This is a genomic window from Kitasatospora sp. NPDC001119, from assembly GCF_053598475.1.
On sequence record NZ_JBSFKI010000032.1, the window covers coordinates 64538 to 86869 of the forward strand.

The 22332-nt window shown below is 74.3% G+C and carries 19 protein-coding genes; 11 read left to right on the forward strand and 8 right to left on the reverse strand.

Going from position 1 to position 22332, the window contains the following annotated elements; genetic code table 11:
• Positions 1-189: 189 nt before the first annotated feature.
• The gene (locus ACWDD9_RS32435) at positions 190-801 is read right to left on the reverse strand and encodes a TetR/AcrR family transcriptional regulator (RefSeq protein WP_449813556.1); all 612 of its coding nucleotides are present in this window, start codon (positions 799-801) and stop codon (positions 190-192) included.
• 144 nt (positions 802-945) lie between these two features.
• Here ACWDD9_RS32435 and ACWDD9_RS32440 point away from each other — a divergent pair, with 144 nt between their 5' ends.
• From ACWDD9_RS32440 to ACWDD9_RS32450, 3 genes are all read left to right on the forward strand, one after another.
• Positions 946-1890 carry an alpha/beta fold hydrolase gene (locus ACWDD9_RS32440; protein ID WP_449813557.1) on the forward strand — a complete coding sequence of 315 codons (945 nt, stop codon included), beginning with the start codon at positions 946-948 and terminating at the stop codon, positions 1888-1890.
• A gap of 129 nt (positions 1891-2019) precedes the next feature.
• Positions 2020-2325, forward strand: a complete 306-nt coding sequence (locus ACWDD9_RS32445) for a GNAT family N-acetyltransferase (protein WP_449813558.1) — start codon at positions 2020-2022, stop codon at positions 2323-2325.
• A 131-nt stretch (positions 2326-2456) separates the two neighbouring features.
• Entirely contained in the window at positions 2457-2810 is a 354-nt protein-coding gene (locus ACWDD9_RS32450) for an antibiotic biosynthesis monooxygenase family protein (protein WP_449813559.1), read from the forward strand.
• A 148-nt stretch (positions 2811-2958) separates the two neighbouring features.
• On the opposite strand, the gene ACWDD9_RS32455 is transcribed toward ACWDD9_RS32450, so the two are convergent.
• From ACWDD9_RS32455 to ACWDD9_RS32470, 4 genes are all read right to left on the reverse strand, one after another.
• Positions 2959-4611 carry a phospholipase D-like domain-containing protein gene (locus ACWDD9_RS32455; RefSeq protein ID WP_449813560.1) on the reverse strand — a complete coding sequence of 551 codons (1653 nt, stop codon included), beginning with the start codon at positions 4609-4611 and terminating at the stop codon, positions 2959-2961.
• Between the two features lie 155 nt (positions 4612-4766).
• Positions 4767-6056, reverse strand: a complete 1290-nt coding sequence (locus tag ACWDD9_RS32460; RefSeq protein WP_449813561.1) for an MFS transporter — start codon at positions 6054-6056, stop codon at positions 4767-4769.
• Positions 6057-6224: 168 nt separating this feature from the next.
• Entirely contained in the window at positions 6225-6581 is a 357-nt protein-coding gene (locus ACWDD9_RS32465) for an ArsR/SmtB family transcription factor (protein WP_049654374.1), read from the reverse strand.
• A 99-nt stretch (positions 6582-6680) separates the two neighbouring features.
• Positions 6681-9782, reverse strand: a complete 3102-nt coding sequence (locus ACWDD9_RS32470; protein WP_449813584.1) for a SpaA isopeptide-forming pilin-related protein — start codon at positions 9780-9782, stop codon at positions 6681-6683.
• 331 nt (positions 9783-10113) lie between these two features.
• Between ACWDD9_RS32470 and hcp the strand changes: the two genes are divergently transcribed.
• Together hcp and ACWDD9_RS32480 are read left to right on the forward strand one after the other, a co-directional pair.
• The gene (hcp, locus tag ACWDD9_RS32475; RefSeq protein ID WP_449813562.1) at positions 10114-11784 is read left to right on the forward strand and encodes a hydroxylamine reductase; all 1671 of its coding nucleotides are present in this window, start codon (positions 10114-10116) and stop codon (positions 11782-11784) included.
• Positions 11781-12812 carry an FAD-binding oxidoreductase gene (locus tag ACWDD9_RS32480; RefSeq protein ID WP_449813563.1) on the forward strand — a complete coding sequence of 344 codons (1032 nt, stop codon included), beginning with the start codon at positions 11781-11783 and terminating at the stop codon, positions 12810-12812. The genes hcp and ACWDD9_RS32480 overlap by 4 nt, the downstream gene beginning before the upstream one ends.
• A 42-nt stretch (positions 12813-12854) precedes the next feature.
• Here ACWDD9_RS32480 and ACWDD9_RS32485 read toward each other — a convergent pair whose 3' ends face one another.
• Positions 12855-14288, reverse strand: coding sequence for a PTS transporter subunit EIIC (locus ACWDD9_RS32485; protein ID WP_449813564.1), 1434 nt, complete (start codon positions 14286-14288; stop codon positions 12855-12857).
• 31 nt (positions 14289-14319) lie between these two features.
• Complete coding sequence (locus ACWDD9_RS32490; RefSeq protein ID WP_117486441.1) at positions 14320-14925, reverse strand: MarR family winged helix-turn-helix transcriptional regulator; 606 nt, start codon at positions 14923-14925, stop codon at positions 14320-14322.
• Positions 14926-15115: 190 nt separating this feature from the next.
• On the opposite strand from ACWDD9_RS32490, the gene ACWDD9_RS32495 reads away from it, so the two are divergent.
• The 6 genes from ACWDD9_RS32495 to ACWDD9_RS32520 all read left to right on the forward strand — a co-directional run bounded on the left by ACWDD9_RS32495 (position 15116) and on the right by ACWDD9_RS32520 (position 21018).
• On the forward strand, positions 15116-16315 hold the full coding sequence (locus ACWDD9_RS32495) for a cytochrome P450 (RefSeq protein ID WP_449813565.1): 1200 nt from the start codon (positions 15116-15118) through the stop codon (positions 16313-16315).
• Between the two features lie 94 nt (positions 16316-16409).
• Positions 16410-16607, forward strand: a complete 198-nt coding sequence (locus tag ACWDD9_RS32500; RefSeq protein WP_049654383.1) for a ferredoxin — start codon at positions 16410-16412, stop codon at positions 16605-16607.
• Complete coding sequence (locus ACWDD9_RS32505; RefSeq protein WP_449813566.1) at positions 16604-17812, forward strand: NAD(P)/FAD-dependent oxidoreductase; 1209 nt, start codon at positions 16604-16606, stop codon at positions 17810-17812. Before ACWDD9_RS32500 ends, ACWDD9_RS32505 begins: the two co-directional genes overlap by 4 nt.
• A gap of 163 nt (positions 17813-17975) precedes the next feature.
• Positions 17976-18563 carry a hypothetical protein gene (locus ACWDD9_RS32510; RefSeq protein ID WP_449813567.1) on the forward strand — a complete coding sequence of 196 codons (588 nt, stop codon included), beginning with the start codon at positions 17976-17978 and terminating at the stop codon, positions 18561-18563.
• Between the two features lie 221 nt (positions 18564-18784).
• Positions 18785-20572 (forward strand): MFS transporter, encoded by a 1788-nt coding sequence (locus ACWDD9_RS32515; protein ID WP_449813585.1) that lies wholly within the window; start codon positions 18785-18787, stop codon positions 20570-20572.
• Positions 20569-21018, forward strand: coding sequence for a MarR family winged helix-turn-helix transcriptional regulator (locus tag ACWDD9_RS32520; RefSeq protein ID WP_449813568.1), 450 nt, complete (start codon positions 20569-20571; stop codon positions 21016-21018). Before ACWDD9_RS32515 ends, ACWDD9_RS32520 begins: the two co-directional genes overlap by 4 nt.
• A gap of 36 nt (positions 21019-21054) precedes the next feature.
• Here ACWDD9_RS32520 and ACWDD9_RS32525 read toward each other — a convergent pair whose 3' ends face one another.
• The gene (locus tag ACWDD9_RS32525) at positions 21055-22254 is read right to left on the reverse strand and encodes an enoyl-[acyl-carrier-protein] reductase FabV (protein ID WP_449813569.1); all 1200 of its coding nucleotides are present in this window, start codon (positions 22252-22254) and stop codon (positions 21055-21057) included.
• Positions 22255-22332: the final 78 nt, after the last annotated feature.

Genomic DNA, 22332 nt, shown 5'->3' on the forward strand with positions numbered 1-22332 from the left:
TGGTCACGGAAAGTCACGAAGACCCGGTGCCGGAACGGCGGTACCTGGGTCACGTGACACGCGCCGCGGCCGGGGCTCCGCACCGCCGGGCCATCCGCCATCTGCTCCTCTTCTCCCGTGCTACTGCACCGAGTTGAGCCGGCCCTTCCCCCACGGGTGCCCGGTGACCAGGCCGGACCCGGGCGCCCGTCAGCTCGCGGCGTCGCCCTCGGCTGCCGCCCGGGCGAGGGAGTCCGCCACCGTCGCGCAGGCCAGCCGGGCCACGGAGCGCAGCTCGGCGTCCGGGGTGCCGGCCCGGCTCAGGACGGCCAGCGACTGGTTGACGGCGACGACGAAGGTGGCGAGCTCGTCGAGCGTCCGGGCGTCGGCCGGGGAGTCCGCCAGCGCGGCGCGGACCCGTCGGTGCTGCAGGTCGAGGAGGCCGCGCACCCGAGCGCCGCTCTCCTCCGTCAGCGTCGGCGACTGCGCGGCGGACTGGGCGACGAGGCACCCGGCGGGCACCGACGGGTCGGCGATGCGCTCCAGGACGACGTCGAAGAACGCCTCGACGGCGCGCACCGGGTCACCGGGGTGAGCGGCGAACGCCTGCTCGTACCGGGCGCCGTAGAGCGACGCGTAGCGGTCGAGGCACTGGTGGAACAGGGCGTCCTTGCTGCCGAAGGTGCCGTAGAGGGAGCCCCGGCCGAGGCCGGTGGCGGAGCCGAGGGCGTCCAGCGAGGCGTCCGCGTACCCGCGCTGCCAGAACACCTCCATGGCCCGGTCGAGGGCCTCCCCGACGTCGAACTGCTTCCGGCCGGACACCGCACAAACCTCCCGTTTCACCCGTCTGCCGTGAGCCTACCCGCGTCCTGGACCGATCGGTCAAACTATCTTTGACCGATCGGTCCAGGATGGCTACCGTGACGGCCAGTGGCCAGATCAGCCGGCACCGCGAAAGGAAAGATCATGAGCCAGTCACCCACGCCCGAAGGCCCCGGCTCCGTCGCCGGGGCACCGAACCTCCCGGCCGGATTCGCGCAGACCTTCACCAGCCGGTACGTCGACACCGGGCACCTGCGCCTGCACGCCGTCACCGGCGGCGAGGGTCCGCCGCTGCTGCTGCTCGCCGGCTGGCCGCAGACCTGGTACGCCTGGCGCCTCCTGATGCCCGCGCTGGCACGGGACTTCCAGGTCGTCGCCGTCGATCCGCGCGGCGTCGGACTGTCCGACAAGCCCCTGGACGGGTTCGACACCGGCACGCTCGCCCGCGACCTGGTGGCGCTCATGGACGCGCTCGGGCACCATCGGTTCGCCATGGTCGGACACGACGTCGGCATGTGGACCGGCTACGCCCTGGCCGCGGACCACCCCGACCGGCTCGAACGCCTGGCCGTCGCCGAGGCCGCGATCCCCGGGCTCTCCCCCACGCCGCCGCTCTTCGGCAGCCAGGAGGCCAACGACCGGCTCTGGCACTTCGCCTTCAACCGCCTCGCCGGCGTCAACGAGCAGCTGGTCGCCGGGCGGGAGCACCTCTACTTCGGCCACCAGTTCGCCACGAAGTCCGCGAAGCCCCTGCCCGACCACGCCGTCCGGCACTACGTCGACATCCTCGCCGCCGATCCGCAGGCGCTGCGCTGCAGCTTCGAGTTCTACCGGGCACTGGACACCACCATCGCCCAGAACCGGCAGCGCGCGGCTCGGCGGCTCTCCCTCCCCGTCCTGGCGATCGGCGGAGCGGCGAACCTCGGCGCCTCGGTCGGCGCGACGATGCGGCTGGCCGCCGACGACGTGGAGACCCTGGTCCTCCCCGAGTGCGGCCACTACCCCGCAGAGGAGGCCCCGGAGGCGATGCTCTCCGCCCTGACGGCGTTCCTGGCGCCGTACCGCACCGGGCGGACCGTCTCGGACTGAGACCGTCCACACCCACCCGCCCCGCGCGTCGCGGGAGACAAATGTTGAGCATTCAACTATGCTGCTGACAGCGGCGCCGGCCACCAGCGGTCGTCCGCCGAGGCGACCCGCCGCACCCGAGGAGGAACCGTGGAGCAGACCGTCACCGACAACACCGAGAAGTCCCGCTTCGAGATCCACGACGGCGGCGAACTCGCCGGCTTCGCCGAGTACCACCGCTCCGGCGACGAGATCGCCTTCATCCACACCGAGATCGACCCCCGCTTCGAGGGCCGAGGCCTCGCCGGCCGACTGGCCCGCGCCGCCCTGGACACGGCCCGCGACCAGCACCTCGCCGTCCTCCCCTACTGCCCCTTCATCCGCGGCTGGATCACCAAGCACCCCGAGTACGCCGACCTGGTCCCCGCCACCCACCGGGTCCGCTTCGGCCTCTGAGCAGCCGCGTACCGCGCCGTCCGGGCCGCCGCGGGAGGGCCCGGACGGCTTCGGTCAAGATCCCGAACCCTTGTTCCACCGTTCGGTAAAGACACTGGATCACCGGACGCGTGCCGCCCTACGGTGGCGGCATGAGTGATCACTCCGAAGCACCCGTCGCACCCGTCCAGGCCTTTGAACCCCCGTACTACGTCGCCGTCTTCACCGCGCTCCGGACGCAGGACCAGAGCGACTACAGCGAGACCAACGCCCGCATGGAAGAGCTGGTGAACGACATCCCCGGGTACCTGGGGATGGACCACGCGCAGACGCCCGGCGGACTGGGCATCACCGTCGGGTACTTCCGCGACGCCGACGCCCTCACGGAGTGGCGGACCAACGCCGAGCACCGCTCCGCGCAGAAGCGCGGGCGGGCCGACTGGTACCAGAACTACACACTGCACGTGGCGAAGGTGGAGCGCAGCCACGGGTTCGTGCGGGCGTAGCTCCCGCGACTCCCGACCCGGAGACGGCGGGAGCCCCCCGAGTGAGAGCAGAGCGGGGCGGGCGCCGCCATGAGCAGCGCCCGCCCCGGGCGGCCTGAGCAGGGAACCCGCCGGCCGGCCATCAGGCTTCGAACCTCAGGCCTCGACCTCAGGCGCGGCAGGTCCCGGTGGACCAGTCGACGGTCGCGGCGGCCTGCGAGTACTTCCACTCGGGGCCGAGCAGGTCGCGGTCGAGCTGTGCGGCCGCGTTGCGGTTCTCGACGATGTAGCCGAAGTCCTGCAGCCAGGCCGGGTACAGGTTCTTGGAGCCGATGTAGAAGGCCGAGTCGTCGACCGCGACCAGCTTGTGGTGCAGCGCGTACGGGTGCCCGTCGGCCCACGTGGCGGTGGGGGCCGCACGGAAGGAGGCGAGCTGGAGGTTGCCGCAGAGGGCCGCGTCGGCCTTGCCCCGGTCGCCGGTGAGCGCGGTGAGCCGGGCCTTCAGGACGTCGCTGATCTCGGCGAGGGACTTCATCTGCGAGTAGCCCCCGCTGCCCACGGTGCCCCGGTTGGCCGGGTCGCTGACCACGATCCGCACCTTGACCCCGGCGGCCAGCTTGGCGGCCAGCGTGTCGTAGAGCCGGGAGTCGTAGTGCGAGATCGGCGGGCAGGTGCCGTTCAGGTCCTGCTGGGAGATCTCGATGTGCCGCTGGGCGCTGCCGACCAGGGCGCGCAGGGCGTTCTCCTCGGGGTTGACGGTCTCGTAGTCGCGGTCGGCGTTGGTGTTGTCGTGCAGGGTCAGCGGGCCGCACTTGGCGTCCGCCGCCCCGGGGACGGGACCGGGCCGGTACCCGGAGGAGGGGTCCGCGTCCTTGATGCCGACGCCGAGGCCGCCGACGGCTATCACCGGGACGTTCCCGGCGGCGGGGGCGGACGGGTTGAGCTCGCGTTCGATCGACGGGCGGCAGGCGCCGCCGTCCGAGGAGGCGAACCACGCGTTGTCGAGGAGGCCGGTCCGGCCGCAGGTCCACTCCCAGAGGGTGTCCAGGTAGCGGCCGGCGGAGGTCGCGGCGGGGCCGGTGAGCGCGAGGTCGACGTCCGAGACGGGGTGCGAGGTGTCGAGGTAGTCCTTGCTCCAGCCGTTGATGCCGCCGGTGAGGACGGTGCGTCCGTCGACCACCAGGAGCTTGGAGTGGTTCCAGGAGAAGGCGGTGCGCGAGGAGGTCATCGAGGCGATGTTGAGGCTGACCGACGGGGCGGCCGGTCCGAGCTTCGCGACCAGGTCGTCCCGGTACCGCGACGGCAGCACGTTGGCGTTGTACAGCGGCGCCGCGCCGACCAGGATGCGCACCACCGGGCGGTGCCCGGCGGCGACCGAGGCCTTGAGCCCGGCGACCAGGGCGTCCTCGAACCCGCCGTCGGGGAACGGCGCGAGGCTGGAGACGTCGACGGTCCGGGTGGCGGCGGAGACGTCGGCGGTCATCTTCGCGAGCAGCGCGCGGGTGCCGGGCCGGTCGGCGCAGGTGGCGTCGCCCCAGCAACCGGGCGTCTGGAACAGCCAGTTCGCGGGGCCGCCGGCCTGGTCGGCACCGGCCAGGGCGTTGCCGTCGGTGCGCTGCCAGACGGTGCCCTCCAGTCCGGGCGACACCTGGCGCAGCACCTGCTCGACGGCGTCGATGTGGGTGGTGTCCGCGCCCTGTGCGGGGGCGGGGGCGGCATGGGACGGCGCGGCCGACAGGACGGTGGTCAGGGTGCTGGCCGCGACGGCGGCGAGGGCGCCGCGCAGGGCGCGGCGGGGTCGGCGGGAGCCGGGTCGGTACACGTGAGGATCCTTCAGAACGTGGCAGGCGTCGTGCTGTTCGCCTACGAGACACCCAGAGACTACCTGCTGGTAACACCCCGTCAAACTTGCGCATGACAAAAGCGCGCGGGGCTCGACCGGCCCCGGCGAACCCCGGCCCCTGGCTGCCCGTCCGGTCAGCGGGTGACGGCGACGCCCCGCTTCCCGCTCGCCGCGACCTTGGCCGCGGCCGCCGCCCCCGGCACCCCGCGCCAGGCGCGGGCGGCCAGCAGGCCGGAGGCGAGGGCGACGGCACCGAGGGCGACGGCGGCCGCGGTGAGGCCCAGGGTGGCACCGAGCCAGCCGGCCAGGGGGTAGGTGAGCAGCCAGCAGCCGTGCGAGAGGGAGAACTGGGCGGAGAAGACGGCGGGCAGGTCCTCGGCGGCCACCGAGTCGCGCAGGACGCGGCCGGTGGGGGTGAGGATCAGCGAGCCGGCCGCGCCGAGGACGGCCCAGACGGCGAGCAGGACGGGCCAGCGCCAGGCGCCCGGCCCGGCGGCCGTGAGCACGGCGAGCAGGGCGAAGAGCCCGACGATGCCGAAGGCCGCCGGGAGCATGACGATCCGGTCCGGCACCCGGTCCAGCACCCGGGGCAGCAGCAGCGCCACGGCCATCGACCCGGCCCCGTAGGCGCCGAGCGCGATCGGGACGTCGGTGACGGGGCGGCCGAGCTGGCCGCGGACGTAGACGACGGTGTTGACGATCACCATGGCGCTGGCGGCGGCCGCCGCGAGGTCCAGGGCGAGCATCGCCCGCAGCCGGGGCACGGCGAGGAACAGCCGGGTGCCGCGGACGGACCTGGCGAGGACGCCGTCGCCGGTCCCCTCCTGCACCGACCGAAGCGGCTCCGGCCGCAGCGGCTTGGGCAGCACGGCCGAGAGCACCAGGGCGGCGGAGGCGAGGAACCCGGCGGCGGTGCCCCAGAACAGCCAGTTGTAGCTGATCAGCGCGAGCAGGGCGCCCGCCAGTACCGGGCTGACCAGGCTCTCGGTGTCGTAGGCGAGCCGGGACAGCGACAGGGCGCGGGTGTACTCGCGCTCCTCGGGCAGCACCTCGGGGATCACCGACTGGAAGGCCGGGGTGAAGGCCGCCGAGGCGGACTGCAGGACGAAGATCAGGACGTAGACCTGCCACACCTCGGTGACGAAGGGCAGGGTGAGGGCGACGGCGGCCCGGGTGAGGTCGGAGGCGGCCATCAGCCGCCGGCGCGGGATGCGGTGGGCCAGCGCGGTGACCACCGGGGCGATGCCGACGTACGCGAGCATCTTGATCGCCAGCGCGGTGCCGAGCACGGATCCGGCGCCCGCCCCGGCGAGGTCGTAGGCGAGGAGGCCGAGCGCGACGGTGGCGAGGCCGGTGCCCACCAGGGCGACGATCTGGGCGGCGAACAGGTGCAGATAGGTGCGGTTGCGCAGCACGGAGAGCATGAGGACCCCGCTCGGACTGGACGCGGTAGGACGACACGTCCAGGATAGGTCAACATGTGCACGCATGTGCACATGTTGACCGGAAAAGCGGCCCGGAAGGCGACGAGGGGAAGGCGGCGCCGGGAAAGCGGCCCGCACCCCGGAGGGCACGGGCCGGTACGGATCCGCTCAGTCGTGCGGCGGGAGCTCGCCGATCTGGTGGTCGGCGACGCTCAGCGCCTCGTCGACCAGCCGGCGCAGATGGCCGTGGCGCAGCGCGTACACGACGCGCCGGCCGTCCTTGCGGGTGGTGACCAGGCCCGCCAGCCGGAGCTTGCCGAGGTGCTGGCTGACCGAGGTCCGGGGGGCTCCGGCCGCCTCGGTGAGCGTGGTCACGTCGGCCTCGCCGGCGCTCAGCCGCTGGAGCAGCGCGAGCCGGGTGCGGTCCGCGAGCAGCGCCAGGATGCCGGCCGCGGCCTCCAGCCGCTCGTCGTCCCGTCGCTCCTGCGCATGGTGCGCACCTGACACCTGAAGGCTCCCGCTCATGGCGCCATCGTAGGGCCCAGGGCCGTCCGGGGCGCCGTCCGGGCGGGCCCGTGCCCGCCGAAGCGCGGAGGCTTCGGCGGGCACGGGCCGGTCATGCGGTCAGGCGTCCGCGCCCCAGAGGAAGCCCGGCACGGGCGTGAAGCGCACGTACGGACTCCACTCGTCGCCCGGCGGGCAGGGGGTGGGCGGGCACGGCGGCGGCGGACACTTGCTGTCCTCGACCGTGACCGTCACGCACGCGTGGTCCCCGGTCAGCTCGACCCTGGTCACCGAGGGCCGCGACAGGTTGTAGCCCTCGGGTGCGGAGACCTCCTGCCAGTAGTACGTGCCCAGCGGGAGGTGGTCCGCCGAGCAGACGCCCGACGCGGGGGTCGTGCACGGCGGGCCGACGGCGGTGTCGGGGTTGTCCCCCGTGGTCTGCAGACCGGCCACGCCGTTGCTCTCCCGCCACAGCTGGAAGACGGCACCGGCCAGCGGCTGCCCGCTGTCGGCGTCGACCTTCCTGACGGAGGTGGACCCGCTCGGGGCGGTCGGCGTCTGCGTGTCCTGGACGGGGACCTGGACGTTCGGCCGGCCCAGGTCGATGACGACGGTCGTCACCGGGGACTGCGGCAGGTCGTACCCGGGCGGCGGCACCGTCTCCTGCCAGTAGTACGTACCCAGCGGGAGCCCCGACGCCGAGCAGACGCCCGACGCGGGCGTGACGCACGGGGAGCCCACGGCCGTGTCCGGATTCGGGCCGGTGGCCTGCAGCCCCGGAACGCCGTTGGTCTCGTGCCACAGCTGGAAGGTCGCCCCCGCCAGCGGCTGTCCGGTGGCCGCGTCGGTCTTGGTGACGGAGGTGGACCCGGTGGGGGCGGTCGAGTGGGTGTCCTGGACGGGGAGCTGGATGTCCTGCCCGTTGGTGTCGAGGACGACGGTCGTCACCGCGGACTGCGGCAGGTCGTACCCGGGCGGCGGCACCGTCTCCTGCCAGTAGTACGTACCCAGCGGGAGCCCCGACGCCGAGCAGACACCCGACGCCGGGGTAACGCACGGGGAGCCCACGGCCGTGTCCGGATTGGCCCCGGAGGTCTGCAGGCCCGCCACGCCGTTGGTCTCGTGCCACAACTGGAAGGTCGCCCCCGCCAGCGGCTGTCCGGTGGCCGCGTCGGTCTTGGTGACGGAGGTGGACCCGGTGGGAGCGATGGTCTTGGCGTCGGCGACGGTGACCATGACGTTCTTCCCGTTCGCGTCCAGCACGACGGTGTTCACGTTGAGGTCGGGCAGGTCGTACCCGTCGGGCGCCGAGACCTCCTGCCAGTAGTAGGTGTCCAGCGGGAGGCCGGACGCCGAGCAGACACCGGACGCCGGGGTGACGCACGGGGAGCCGACCGCGGTGTCCGGGGTCGCCCCGGACGTCTGCAGACCGGCGACGCCGTTGGTCTCACGCCACAACTGGAAGGTCGCCCCCGCCAAGGGCTGCCCGCTGTCGGAGTCGGTCTTGGTCACGCTGGTCGAGGCGGTCGGAGCGGCGGCCGGGGTGTCGGCGACGGTGACCGGGGCGCTCTGCCCGTTGGTGTTCAGCACGACCGTGGTCACGTTGAGCCCGGGCAGGTCGTACCCGGGCGGCGCCGCCGTCTCCTGCCAGTAGTACGTGCCCAGCGGGAGGCCGGACGCCGAGCAGACGCCCGACGCGGGCGTGACGCACGGGGAGCCGACCGCCGTGTCGGGATTGGCCCCCGTGGTCTGCAGCCCCGGCACGCCGTTGGTCTCGTGCCACAGCTGGAAGGTCGCCCCCGCCAGCGGCCGCGAGGTGGCGGAGTCGACCTTGGTCACGCTGGTGGACCCGGTCTCGACGACCGGGCTCGTGGTGTCCTGGACGGTGACCGGGACGGTCTGCCCGTTCGTGCCGAGGACCACGGTCGTCACCGGCGGCTGGGGCAGGTCGTACCCGGGCGGCGGCGTCGTCTCCTCCCAGTAGTAGGTGCCCAGCGGGAGGTCGGCCGTGGAGCAGACACCGTTGCGCCCGGTGGTGCAGGGGGCGCCGACCTTGGTGTCCGGGGTGGTTCCCGTGGTCTGCAGGCCGGCGACGCCGTTGCTCTCCTTCCACAGCTGGAAGGTGGCGCCCGCCAGGGTCTGCCCGGTGGCCGAGTCGACCTTGGTCACGCTGGTCGAGGCGGTGGGGGCCGGCGGGTTGCCGCACTCCGGGAGGTCGCCGTTGAAGGGGTAGGCGTGGAACTCGGTCCCGGTCATGCCCAGACCGGAGTTGTGCAGCAGCGAGCCGGTGGTGAAGAACCGTCCGTTCAGGCCGGGCAGGTTCATCGTGGCGGTGCTGGCCGGGTTGCCGACCAGCACGCTGCCCTGGAACTGCCCCGAGCCGGTCAGGGTGACGGTCGTCGCGGTGGGGAAGTTCCACAGCAGGCGCTCGCGCAGCTGGTTCCACGGGTCGGTGTCCGCGAGGCTGCCGCTGTAGGTGTTGATGGTGCGGGCGTCGCCGACGAGGTTGACCAGGACGGTCGCGTTCGCGGGGATGCCGGCGAAGGTGACCCCCTGGGTCCCGCCGCCGCGGCCGACGATGTCGAAGTCGACGTTGAAGACCTGGAGGGCGGAGGTGCCGTCGCCGGTGAACAGGGTCTGGTACCCCTGGTTGACGGCGGTTCCGGTGGCCGGGCGGGGGGTGCCGGTCCCGGCGTAGCACGCGCTGGCCGTCTGCAGCTCGCCGCGCAGCGGCGCGTAGGCGGCCACGGCCTGCGGGTCGTGGACCTTCGTGCCGGTGACGGTTCCCGTGGTGGCGCCCGCGTAGCGGACGACGCCGCCCTCGGCCAGGAGCGACTGCCCCGGGGCCACGGTGACGTTGCCGCCGGCGGTGAGGAAGTCCGCGCCGTTCGGCGGGGGGACGCGCGAGCCGACGCCGACGATGCCGATGTTGTACACGGAGCTGACCCCGGCGGCCTTGCTCATGTCGAAGTTGCCGAGGGTCACCACGTGCCCCTCGGCCTCGGCGGCCGAGCCCCGGACGTTGAAGTCGCCGCCGACGAAGACGTTCACCCCGGCGTCGCGGCCCGCGAAGGGGCCGTTGTTGACCGGGGGGAACGTCGCCGGACAGTCCGCGCCCAGGCAGGGCCCCAGGCCGCCCGGCAGGCCGGCCGCCTGGGCGGCCGACGGTGCGATGAGCGACATGCCGAAGGGGACGAGCGTCAGGGCCAGGGCGGATCCCATCACCCTGCCGAGCCTTCGTCTCCAGCCGACGGCGGTCGCCTGATTCTGACTGGGCTTCACCACAGTCCTTTCCTCATATGAACCGAACAACAGCCCTCGGAGTGTTCTCGTCGGAGCCCCGAGCAGCGGCGACCCGCCAACCGTTTCGTCTGAACGCCGCGACACGTACACCCGATCGGACGCGGCGGACGCCGGGGCGACTGGGTCTCCCGACCCCGGATTGGGGCCCTCCGGCCCTGACGCGCCGTCAACGGCGGCCCCATCCTGGACTCGTCGAGGCCCCGTCCGCCCGCCGCCACCGAACGACACCACGAGTCCCCGGAGGACCCGCATGTTCTGCTACCAGTGCGAACAGACCGACCGCACCGGCGCCACCCCCGGCTGCGCCGGTCCGATCGGCAACTGCGGCAAGGACTCCCCCACCTCGGACCTCCAGGACCTGCTGATCCACGCGGTCAAGGGCATCTCCCAGTACGCCGCCAAGGCGCGCGCCCTCGGCGACCCGGACGACGAGGCGGCGGCCTTCGTCCTGTACGCGCTCTTCACCACGCTCACCAACGTCAACTTCAACCCCACCCGCTTCGCCGCCCTGATCCAGCTGGCCGTCGGCGTCCGGAACCGGACCAGGGACCGGTACGAGCGGGCCGCGCGCGCCGCCGGACAGCAGCCGGAGACGCTCACCGGCCCGGCCGCCTGGGCCCCGGCCGCGGACCCCGGCGCCCTGGTCGGCCAGGCGTCGGGCGTCCGGGTGGACATCGGGCTCCCCCTGGTCGGGCCCGAGGTGGTCGGGCTCCGCGCGCTCCACCTCTACGCGCTCAAGGGCATCTGCGCCTACGCCCACCACGCCGACGTGCTCGGCCGCCGCAGCGCCGAGGTGCTCGGCGGCGTCGAGGACGCCCTCGCCTACCTGGCCGGCGAGCCGACCGACCCCGCCGAACTGCTGGAGCGCGCCGTCGGCCTCGGCCGGCTCAACCTCGCGGCGATCGAACTGCTCGACGCCGCCAACACCGGCACCTACGGGCCCCAGCGGCCCACCGCCGTCCGCACCACCCCGGTCGCCGGAAAGGCCGTCCTGGTCAGCGGACACGACCTGCGGGACCTGGAGGCCCTCCTGGTGCAGACCAGGGGCCAGGGCATCAACGTCTACACCCACGGCGAGATGCTCCCCGCCCACGCCTACCCGCTGCTCAAGGCCCACCCGCACCTGGCCGGCAACTACGGCGGCGCCTGGCAGGACCAGCAGCGGGACTTCGCCGCCTTCCCCGGCCCGGTCCTGATGACCTCCAACTGCGTCATCGAGCCGCACGCCGCCTACCGCCGCCGGATCTTCACCGCCGGACCGGTCGGCTGGCCCGGCGTCCGGCACCTCGCCGACCACGACTTCCGCCCGCTGATCCAGGCCGCCCACGCCCTGCCCGGCTTCCCGGAGACCGCCGACGACGAGCAGGCCGTCACCGTCGGCTTCGGCCGGGACGCCGTGCTCGCGGTCGCCGACCAGGTCGTCCACGCGGTGCGGCAGGGCGACATCCGGCACTTCTTCCTGATCGGCGGCTGCGACGGCCCCACCCCCGGCCGCGACTACTACACCGACCTCGCCCTCGGCGCGCCCCGCGACAGCGTGGTGCTCACCCTCGGCTGCGCCAAGTACCGCTTCAACCGGCACGACTTCGGCGAGATCGCGGGCCTCCCCCGGCTGCTCGACCTCGGCCAGTGCAACGACACCTACTCCGCCATCCGGATCGCCACCGCGCTCGCCGACGCCTTCGAGTGCGACATCAACGACCTGCCGCTCACCCTGGCGCTGTCCTGGACCGAGCAGAAGGCCGTCGCGGTGCTGCTCACCCTGCTCGCGCTGGGCATCCGCGACATCCACCTCGGCCCCTCGCTGCCCGGCTTCCTGACCCCCGCCCTGGTCGACGAGCTGGTGAAGCGGTTCGGCCTGCGGGTGGCCGGCGACCCGGCGGCCGACCTGGCCGCCGCGCTCGAACGGACTGCGTCGTGAGCGCGGGGCACGCCCACCCCGTCACCCTCACCACCAGCGACGGCGGCCGACTGGAGTTCGACTGCGCCCCCGGCCGCAGCGTCCTGGAGGCTGCGGCGGAGGCCGGCGCCGCCCTGCCCGCCTCCTGCCGCCGGGGCACCTGCGGCTCCTGCCACGCCTCCGTCACCGACGGGCCGTACGACCTCGGGCCGCACAGCGAACAGGCCCTCCCTCCGGACGGGCGCGAGCGCGGCGAGGTGCTGCTCTGCCGCACCTTCCCGCGCGGTCCGCTGACCGCCGCCCTGCCGTACGAGCAGGCCCGCGTCCTGTACGGCGCCGTCCCGGTCCGCGCGGCCACCGTCACGGCGGTGGACCCGGTCACCCCGGACACCGTGCGGCTGGAGCTGCGCCTCGACGACCCGGACTGCCAGTTCGACCCGGGGCAGTTCATGGAGCTCCAGACACCCGGCAGCGAGGTGAAGCGCGCCTACTCCCCCGCCAACACCGGCAATTGGGAGGGCCGGCTGGAGTTCTACGTCCGACTGCGGGAGGGCGGGCACTTCTCCTCCTACCTCGCCGACCGGGCCCGCCCGGGCGACCGGCTCACCGTGCACGGCCCGCAGGGCGCCTTCGGCCTGCACGAGACCGGCCTGCGGCCGCGCTGGTTCCTGGCCGGCGGCACCGGCCTGGCCCCGCTGCTGGCGATGGTCCGCCGGATGGCCGAGTGGCAGGATCCGCAACCCGCCCGACTGTTCCTCGGCGTCAACGAGCCGCGGGACGTCTTCGGACTGGACGAACTCGCCGCCGTAGCCGCCGAGTTGCCCGGCTTCCGGTACGAGGTCTGCGTCCGCTGGCCCGGCCCCGACTGGTCCGGCCCGACCGGCACCCCGGCCGACCTGCTCGCCGCCGCCCTGCCCGAACTCGGCGGCGCCGCACCGGACCTGTACGTCTGCGGCCCGCCGCCCCTGGTCGACGCCGTGCTGCGCACCGCCGCTTCGGCAGGGGTGCCGGCCGAACAGGTCCACCGGGAGCGCTTCCTGGCCACCTGACCGCCGGACCGCCGCCGATCCGCTTCGGCGGCGACCCGGCGGCTATTCCGAACCCCCCTCCGGGGCAACGGCGTTGTACTCGGCGAGGGTCTCGCGGGTGAAGCCGAAGAACCAGGTGGCGAGGAAGCCCGCGAGGTAGCCGGTCAGCAGCCCGCCGCCGTAGACGGCGGCGCTCGCGAGGAGTCCGTGCGGGCCGGCCAGGAGCGGGAAGAGGGCCCAGCCGGAGGGGCCGATGGCGGTGGAGCCGACGGCGTCGCCGAGCTGTCCGGCCACCCCGATGAAGGCGCCGCCGGCCGCGCCGCCGACGCAGGCGGTGACGAAGGGGCGCCCCAGCGGAAGGGTGACGCCGTAGACCAGGGGCTCGCCGACGCCGAGCAGGCCGGCCGGGAGCGCGGACCTGATGGTGGCCCGGATCGAGGCGTTGTGGCGCAGCCGCAGGTAGACCGCCACCGCGCAGCCGACCTGTCCGGCGCCGGCCATGGCGAGGATCGGCAGCAGGACGGTGGAGCCCTGCTGCTGGATCAGGGTGGTGTGGATCGGGATCAGCGCCTGGTGCAGGCCGAGCATCACCAGCGGCAGGAAGAGGCCGCCGAGCACGAGTCCGGCGAGCAGGCCGCCGTGGGCGAGCAGCCACGTGGCGGCGTGGCCGATGGCGGTGGAGACCTCCCCGGCGACGTACATCAGGCCGAACAGCGCGGCCAGCCCGCCGAGCAGGACGGTGACGGTGGGGGTGACCAGGACGTCGAGGGCTGCGGGCACCAGGCGGCGGGTCCAGCGCTCCAGGTGGACGGCCAGCAGTGCGGCGCCGAGCGCGCCGACCACGCCGCCCTGGCCGGGCGTGAGGTGGTGGCCGAAGGCCTCCACCTTGGCGACCCCGGCGTAGACGATCACGCTGGCCACCGCGCCGCCGAGCACGGGCGTGCCGCCGAACTCCTTCGCCGTGTTGTAGCCGACGAAGACCGCGATCAGGGACATGAACCCGGAGGAGACCGGGCCCAGGGCGGTGACCAGCGCCGGTGCCCAGCCGAGGTTGGCGAGCGCCCCGGAGAGGCCGGCGACGATCCCGCAGCCGATCAGGGCGGGGATCAGCGGGACGAAGATGTTCGCGATCCGGCGCAGCGCCAGCTTCACCGGGGTCGCGTTGCGCGCCCGGCCCTGGGCCCGGATGCGCTCGCCGCGCCCGGCGAGGTCCTCGGCGGTGGGGGCGGCCACCGGGCCGGGGGGTTCCAGGAGCCGGCGCAGCCGCTCGGTGACCCCGGCGACGGCGGCGGGCCCGAGCACGATCTGGTAGGTGTCGTCCTCGACCGTGCCCAGGACCTCCGGCAGCGCCCGGAGCGCCTCGGTGTCGACCAGGGCGCGGTCCACCAGGCCCAGCCGCAGCCGGGTCATGCAGTGGGCGACCGAGCGGATGTTGGCGGCGCCGCCGACCAGCGGGAGGATCGCCTCGGCCACGGCGCGGTTCTTCTCGTCCGACATGCCGGAGGACGTACCCGGGCGCTCCCCCGGCTCAACCGCCTTGGTACGCGGCCGTTCTGGGCCCCGTGGCCGGAGCCGGTGCGCCAGCGGCGCCGTCCGTCCGGTCCGGGAGCGGGTCGTCGTCGGCTCCCGTGGCGCGCACCCGGTGCACGTACCGGTCGATGAGGTGGCGCAGCACGGTGGCGGTGGTGACGACGTCCGCCTCGGGGATGCCGTCCAGCGCGTCGGCGAGCCCGATGATGTTGGCCTGTTTCAGGCGGTCCAGCACTTCCCGTCCGCCGGGGGTGATGGCCACCTGGCGGGCCCGCCGGTCCTGCGTGTCCTGGCTGCGTTCCACCAGCTGCTGGCCCTGGAGGCGGTCGATCTGGCGGGTGACGTGGGAGGGCTTGACCATCAGGCGGTCGGCCAGGTCGCTCACCCGGCTGGCCTCCGCGCGCTCGGCGAGCGCGCGCAGCAGGTAGACGTCCGAGCGGGCGGCGGTGATGCCGGCCTTGGCGGTGCGGCGCTCGTGCTCCTGTGACCGTGTCAGCAGGTAGGCCAGGGTGGCCAGGACGTCCTCCAGGCCGTCCAGGCCGTTCGGGCCCTGCGGCCGGCAGGCGGTGGTCCGGTCGTCTTCGGCGTCTTCTTCGTCCGACATGGGGGAACTGTAGCGATCCGGTCCGGGCGGCGGCCGGGACGGGGAGGCGGCGCCGGGTTTCGGACAGTTTCGGCCGTCACCCGATCCGCCCTTTCGCCACCACGGAACGCGAGTTAGCGTGACTTTCAGTTAGTTGCTTTGGGCACGTAACTAGGTGCCCACGGCTCGACTCCCGGAAGGGGATCCACTGATGGCCACCGCCGAGAAGACCCCCCGATTCACCCACCCCGCCGCCCGCGGCACCTGCCCGTTCGCCCCACCGCCCGCCTACGACCAGGCCCGGCAGGAGGAGCCGGTCAGCCGCGTCACCCTGTGGGACGGCTCCACCAGCTGGCTGGTCACCCGCCACGAGGACGTCAAGGCCGTCCTCTCCGACGCCCGGTTCAGCTCCGACTCCACCCGGCCCGGCTACCCGTTCATCAGCGCGGGCGCCCGGCAGCTGAACACCGGGCGGCCGACCATCATCCGGATGGACGCCCCGGAGCACACCCACTTCCGCCGGATGCTGACCGGCGAGTTCATGATCAAGAAGGTCGAGGCGCTGCGCCCGGAGATCCAGCGGATCGCCGACGAGCTGCTGGACCGGATGACCGACGGACGCTCCGGCGCCGACCTCGTCCACGAGTTCGCCCTGCCGCTGCCGTCCCTGGTCATCTGCCTGCTGCTCGGCGTCCCCTACCAGGACCACGACTTCTTCCAGGAGTGCAGCCGCGTCCTGCTGCGCCGCGACTCCGCCGCCGAGGACGTCGCCGACGCCCAGGCCAAGCTGGTCGACTACCTGATCGGGCTCACCGAGACCAAGCGCACCCACCCCGACGACGGCATCCTCAGCCGCCTGGTGGAGCGCGGCGAGCTGAGCACCCAGCAGATCGGCGACATGGGCCGGCTGCTGCTGATCGCCGGACACGAGACCACGGCGAACATGACCGCGCTCTCCGTGCTCGCCCTGCTGCGCAACCCCGACCAGCTCGCCCACCTGCGCGAGCACCCCGAGTCCGTGCCCGGCGCGGTCGAGGAGCTGCTGCGCTACCTGACCATCGTGCACTCCGGCGTGACCCGGGTCGCCACCGAGGACGTCGACCTGGGCGACGTGCGGATCGCGGCGGGCGAGGGCGTCATCTGCATGGTCAACACCGCCAACCGGGACGAGCGGGAGTTCCCCGACGGCGACGAGCTCGACCTGACCCGCGACGCCCGCCGCCACCTGGCCTTCGGCTTCGGCGCCCACCAGTGCCTGGGACAGCCGCTCGCCCGGCTGGAGTTGCAGATCGCGCTGGCCACCATCCTGCGCAGACTGCCCGGACTGCGCCTGACCGTACCGTTCGAGGAGGTCCGCTTCCGCGGCGAGATGCTCATCTACGGCGTCCACGAGCTGCCGATCGCCTGGTGACCCGGGCTCCCCCGGGAGCCCCCGGAACCACACCAACCCACCTGCCCCGCACCGGAGTCCACACCGCCGGGGCGCCCGTTCCGAAAGGAAGACCATGCTCGTCCGGATCGACCAGGAGAAGTGCTGCGGCGCCGGGCACTGCGTGCTCGCCGCCCCCGACGTCTTCGACCAGCGCGACGAGGACGGCATCGTCGTCCTGCTCGACGCCCGACCGCCCGCCGAGCTCCACCAGGCCGTCCGGGACGCCGCCGCGGTCTGCCCGGCCTCGGCCATCACCCTGGACCAGGCGTGACCGCACTGCGGGACGTGGCCGTGGTCGGCGCCGGCGCGGCCGGGCTGCACGCCGCCGAGGCGCTGCGCCGGGCCGGCTACGACGGCCGCCTCACCCTGATCGGGGCCGAGCCCGAACCGCCGTACGACCGGCCGCCGCTGTCCAAGCACCTGCTCGGCGGGGAGTGGCAGCCCGACCGCCTGGCCCTGCGCGGCCCCGAGGCGCTGGAGGAGCTCCGGCTCGACCTGCGCCTCGGGGTCCGGGCCGAGCGGCTGGACCGCCGGGAGCGGACCGTCCGGCTCTCCGACGGCGGGCGGGTGCGCTGCGAGGCCGTCATCGTGGCCACCGGGGTCCGCCCGCGCCGGCTCCCGGGCGCCGACGCGCCGCGGCCCGGGGCGCACGTGCTGCGCACCCTCGCCGACGCCCTCGCCCTGCGCGAGGAACTGCGCGCGGGCGTACGGCTGTTGGTGGTCGGCGGCGGGCTGCTCGGCGCCGAGGCGGCGGCCACCGCCGTCGGGCTCGGCGCCGAGGTGACCTGGCTGACCTCCACCGCCACGCCGCTGGCCGCCGTCCTGGGCACCGAGACGGCCGCGCTGCTGGCCGGCCTGCACCGCGAGCACGGGGTGCGGCTGCACCGGGGCGTGGCCACCGGACTGCTCGAACGGCGCGGCCGGGCCGTCGGCGTCCGGCTCGCCGACGGCTCCGAACTGGCCGCCGACGCCGTGCTGATGGCCGTCGGCTCCGAACCGGCCACCGAGTGGCTGGCCGGCAGCGGCGTCCCGCTGGACGGCGGCGTGGTCTGCGACGCCTACTGCGCCGCCGGCCCCGGCGTCTGGGCGGCCGGGGACGCCGCCTCCTGGCCCGACCCGCGCACCGGCCGCCACCACCGCCTCGAACAGCGCACCAACGCCACCGAGCAGGCCATGCACGCGGCCCGGAACCTGCTGGCCGGCCCGGACGGCGAACGGCAGGCCTACCGGCCGGTCCCGTACCTGTGGACCGACCAGTACGGGCTGCGGGTCCAGGTGTTCGGCCGGCCCGGCGGCGCGGAGCGGTTCGAGGTGGTCGACGGCAGCCTGGCGGAGCACCGCTTCGCCGCCGTCTGCGTCCGGGACGGCCTGGTCGCCGGCGCGGTCGGGATCGCCTCCGCCCGGGCGCTGCGCGGGCTGCGCGCCCAGGTCGCGGCGCATGGCCCGTGGCCGCCCGAGCAGGCCGAGCAGGCCTGAGCCGCCCCGCCGCCGTAGCCCCGCCGCCGTCGCCCTGCCAGCGCCGCCCGCCGTCCCCGCCCGCCAACCGGGCGAGGCGGCGGGCGGACCGGCATGGTGCGAGGCCCCCGGCACGGCCCCGCCCGGAGACTGGTGGCCCGCCGCCGGCCAGGGGAGAGAGCACATGGACGACCGCAGCCACCGAGCCGCCCAGGGGCCCGCCCCCGCCCCGGGGACGACCTCGCGGGCCGGGGTTCTGGGCACCGCGCTGGCCGCCGTCCTCGCCTTCTCGCTCTCCTCCGGCTCCTGGCAGTGGTTCTCCACCTACCTCGGGCTGACCCTCCTCGCGGTGGTCCTCTCCTCCACCCGCCCGCCGGCCCGCGCGACCGACGCCGGGTCCGGCTACGCCCGGAGCCTGGCCGCCTACACGCTCGTCATCGGACTGTGCGTGGCCCTCGCCCTGGCCCCGGCGATGCAGCGCTGGGCCTGGCTGTTCCCGATGCCGGGCACCCGCCGCGACTGCCCCCGCCTGGGCGACTACGCCCGGCTGCAGGCCCAGGCCTCCCTCGGCGACCTGGCCGCCCGGGACGGCGCCGCGCTCGCCGCCGCCCAGGGCGAACAGGCCCGGCACGCCGTCGCCGACTGCCTCTCCGCGACGACCACGCTCTGGCTGCCCGTGTACGCGCTGGCCGCCGCGCTGCTGGCCGCGCTCGCCGTCCGACTGCTGGACCGGGGCGGCCGCCGGGGGCCCTCCCGGTCCGTCAAGGGCTGAGGGGCGACGGAGGGCGGAGGGGCGGCGCGCCCCGGGTCAGCTCCCGCGCTCCCCGTGCCCCGGCCGGGTCTACCGGTCGAACATCCGCCGGACTATCGTTAGTTGGCGGAAGCTATCGAATTCCCCACGCCGACCCGCCGGCCGGCCAGCAGGAGGCAGCGGTGGCGACACGACTCTCCGACGGCGGCAGGACGGGGCGGCCGCACCCGGTCGGCCACGGTGTGGCACCGGAGCACCCCCGGTACAAGTGGGTGGCGCTGTCCAACACCACGCTCGGCACCCTGATCGCCACCGTCAACGCCTCGATCGTGCTGATCTCGCTGCCCGCGATCTTCAACGGCATCGGCCTGGACCCGCTCCGCCCCGGCAACGTCAGCTACCTGCTGTGGATGCTGATGGGCTACATGCTGGTCACCGCCGTGCTGGTGGTCACCCTCGGCAGACTGGGCGACATCCACGGCCGGGTGCGGATCTACAACGCGGGCTTCCTGATCTTCACCCTCACCTCGGTGGCGCTCTCCCTCGACCCGCTGCACGGCGGGCCCGGGGCCCTGTGGCTGATCGGCTGGCGGGTCGTGCAGGCGGTCGGCGGGTCGATGCTGATGGCCAACTCGGCGGCGATCATCACCGACGCCTTCCCGGCCCGCCAACGCGGCACGGCCCTGGGGGTGAACATCGTCGCGGGCATCGCCGGGTCCTTCATCGGCCTGGTCCTGGGCGGGCTGCTGGCCGAGTGGAACTGGCGGTCGATCTTCTGGGTCAATGTGCCGATCGGCATCCTCGGCACGGTCTGGGCCTACCGGTCGCTGCGCGAGACCGGGGTGCGCAAGCCCGCCCGGATCGACTGGTGGGGCAACATCACCTTCGGCGTCGGCCTGACCGCCCTGCTCGCCGCGATCACCTACGGCATCCAGCCGTACGGCGGCCACACCATGGGCTGGACCAACCCCTGGGTGCTGGCCGGACTGTTCGGCGGGGTGGCCCTGCTCGCCGTCTTCTGCCTGGTCGAGTCCCGCACCGCCGAGCCGATGTTCCCGCTCTCGCTCTTCCGCGACCCGGTCTTCGCGGGCGGCAACGCGGCCACCCTGCTGGGCTCGATCGCCCGCGGCGGGCTGCAGTTCATGCTGATCATCTGGCTGCAGGGCATCTGGCTGCCGCTGCACGGCTACGACTACGCCGACACCCCGCTGTGGGCCGGGATCTACCTCGTCCCGCTGACCGTCGGCTTCCTGGCCGCCGGACCGGTCGCCGGCTACCTGTCCGACCGCGCCGGGGCCCGGCTCTTCGCCGCCGGCGGACTGGTGGTGATGGCCCTGTCCTTCGCCGGGCTGCTCCTGCTGCCCACCGACTTCGGCTACCCGTGGTTCGCCCTGCTGGTGTTCGTCAACGGCCTGGGCGGCGGCCTGTTCGCCGCCCCCAACACCTCGCTGATCATGTCCAGCGTGCCGGCCGCCGCCCGCGGCGCGGCCTCCGGCATGCGGGCCACCTTCCAGAACGCCGGCATGGTGCTGTCGATCGGCGTCTTCTTCTCCCTGATGGTGGCCGGCCTGGCGGGCTCGCTGCCGCACACGCTCACCGCCGGACTGACCGCCCAGGGCGTGCCCGCCGCCGACGCGCACGCCATCGCCTCGCTGCCGCCGGTGGGCACCCTGTTCGCGGCCTTCCTCGGCTACAACCCGATCCAGCAGCTGCTGGGCCCGCAGGTGCTCGGGCAGCTGCCGGCGGACAACGTCCGGACGCTGACCGGCCGGGAGTTCTTCCCCCAGCTGATCTCGGGGCCCTTCCACGACGGGCTGGTGGTGGTGTTCTGGCTGGCGATCGCGATGTCGCTGGTCGCCGCGGCCGCCTCGCTGGTGCGCGAGCGGACCCGGCCCGCCGCCGCGCGTCCGGCCTCCGTACCGTCCGGCTCCGTCCCGTCCGGCGCCTCACCCTCCGGTGCCTCACCGGCCACCACCGCGCCCGCCCCCGCGCGGCCCGCCGCCCCGCCGACGAAGGAGCCCGGGCCGTGAGCGCGGACGGCGGCGGCCTGTCCGCCGAGGCCGTCGTCCGGCTCCGGCTGGCGATCGGCCGGCTCAACCGCCAGCTGGTCCGCGCCTCCGGCGACCAGGACCTCACCGCCGCCCAGCTCTCCGCCCTGGCCCGGGTGGAGCAGCACGGGCCGCTGCGGCTCGGCGAACTCGCCGCACGCGAGGGCGTCGCGGTGCCGTCCATGGTCCGTACGGTCACTCCGCTGGTCGCCGACGGGCTGGTCGCCAAGACCCCCGACCCGCAGGACGGACGCTCCCAGCTGCTCGCCCCCACCCCGCTCGGGCTGGAGACGCTGGCCCGGATCCGCCGCGAGCGCACCGCCCTGCTGGCCCGCCGCAGCGCCCGGCTCAGCCCCGAGCAGTGCCGCGCCCTGGAGGTGGCGCTGCCCCTCCTGGAGCTGCTGCTCGACGAACCCGGCGCCCCCTGACCCGGGTCCGGCCCCGGTTCGCCGACGGCCGGACCGCTACCGCTGTCCCGGCCAGGGCACCGAGGTCTCCACCCCGACGGTGTAGTCGACGCCGGGGACGTCCCAGCCGTACAGCTGCCGGAACTGGTTGTAGAACCAGGCGGCCCCGGCCGGGTCGGCGGCCAGCGCGGCCGCCGGGTCGGCCCACAGCTCCCGCACCCGGTCCTGCACGGCGGGGTCGAGCTCCCAGCCGTCCAGGCGGATGCGGCCCCGGTCGTCCAGGGCGGGCTCCTTCGCGCCGGTCAGCTGCTCCCACAGGTCCACGGCCTGGTCGTCGGTCGTGCGCCAGCCGTCCTCGCCGAGGACGTTGCGCAGCAGCGAGGTGTAGAGGGCGATGGACGGGATGGCGGTGGACGCCTGGGTGACGGCCGCGCCGGCGACGACGGTGAACGCCCGGCCGCGGTCGGCGAGCACCCCGGTCTGCAGCTCCCGAGCGGTGGCCTCCAGGTGCTCCTTGGCGGCGCCGATCGTGCCCTGCCGGTAGACCGGCGCGGTGATCTCGGAGCCGACGTAGGACAGGGCCACGGTGGTGAAGCCGGGGGCGAGCAGGTCCGCCTCGACCAGCGCCCGCACCCACAGCCCCCAGTCCTCGCCGCCCATCACCTTGACGGTCGCCGCCCGCTCGGCCTCGTCGGCCGGGGCGAGGTCGACGGTGCCGACCTGCGGGGCCCCGTCGTCGAAGAGCAGGGACGGCGAGGTGTACGGGGAGCCGATCGGCTTGATCACCGAGTGGTGGACCTCGCCGGTGGCCGGGTCGGTGCGCCGGGGCGAGGCCAGCGAGTAGACGAGGTGGTCGACCGGGCCGTACCGCTCGGCGAGCAGCTTGAGCACCTCGGCGCGGGTGGCGTCGGCGTAGGCGTCGGCGTTGAGGAAGGTGACGTCGCCCCCGCTGCCCTCGGCCAGGGCGGAGGTCGCGGCGGTGCGGTACCAGCCGGCGGTGGCGGTGCGCCGCTCGGTGGCGGCGCCCTCGTAGGCGACGCCGATCCCGCGGACGCCGTGGCGGCGCAGCCCGGCGAGCAGGATCGCCTGGCCGTACCCGGCGCTGGCGCCGAGGACCAGGACGACCGGGGCCCGGCCGGTCGCGGCCGCGGGCTCGATGCGCCGCCACTGGCGGTCGACGGTGGCCTCGCTGCCGGCCGGGTGGGAGTTGACGATCAGGTAGCCCCGCTGCTTGGGGGTGATCTGCTGGATGCTCACGCGGTGGCGCCCTCTCCGATCCGGAGATCGTGATCAAGGTGTCGGTCGTCCGGAGCCTATCCGCGCCGGCGGGCGCCA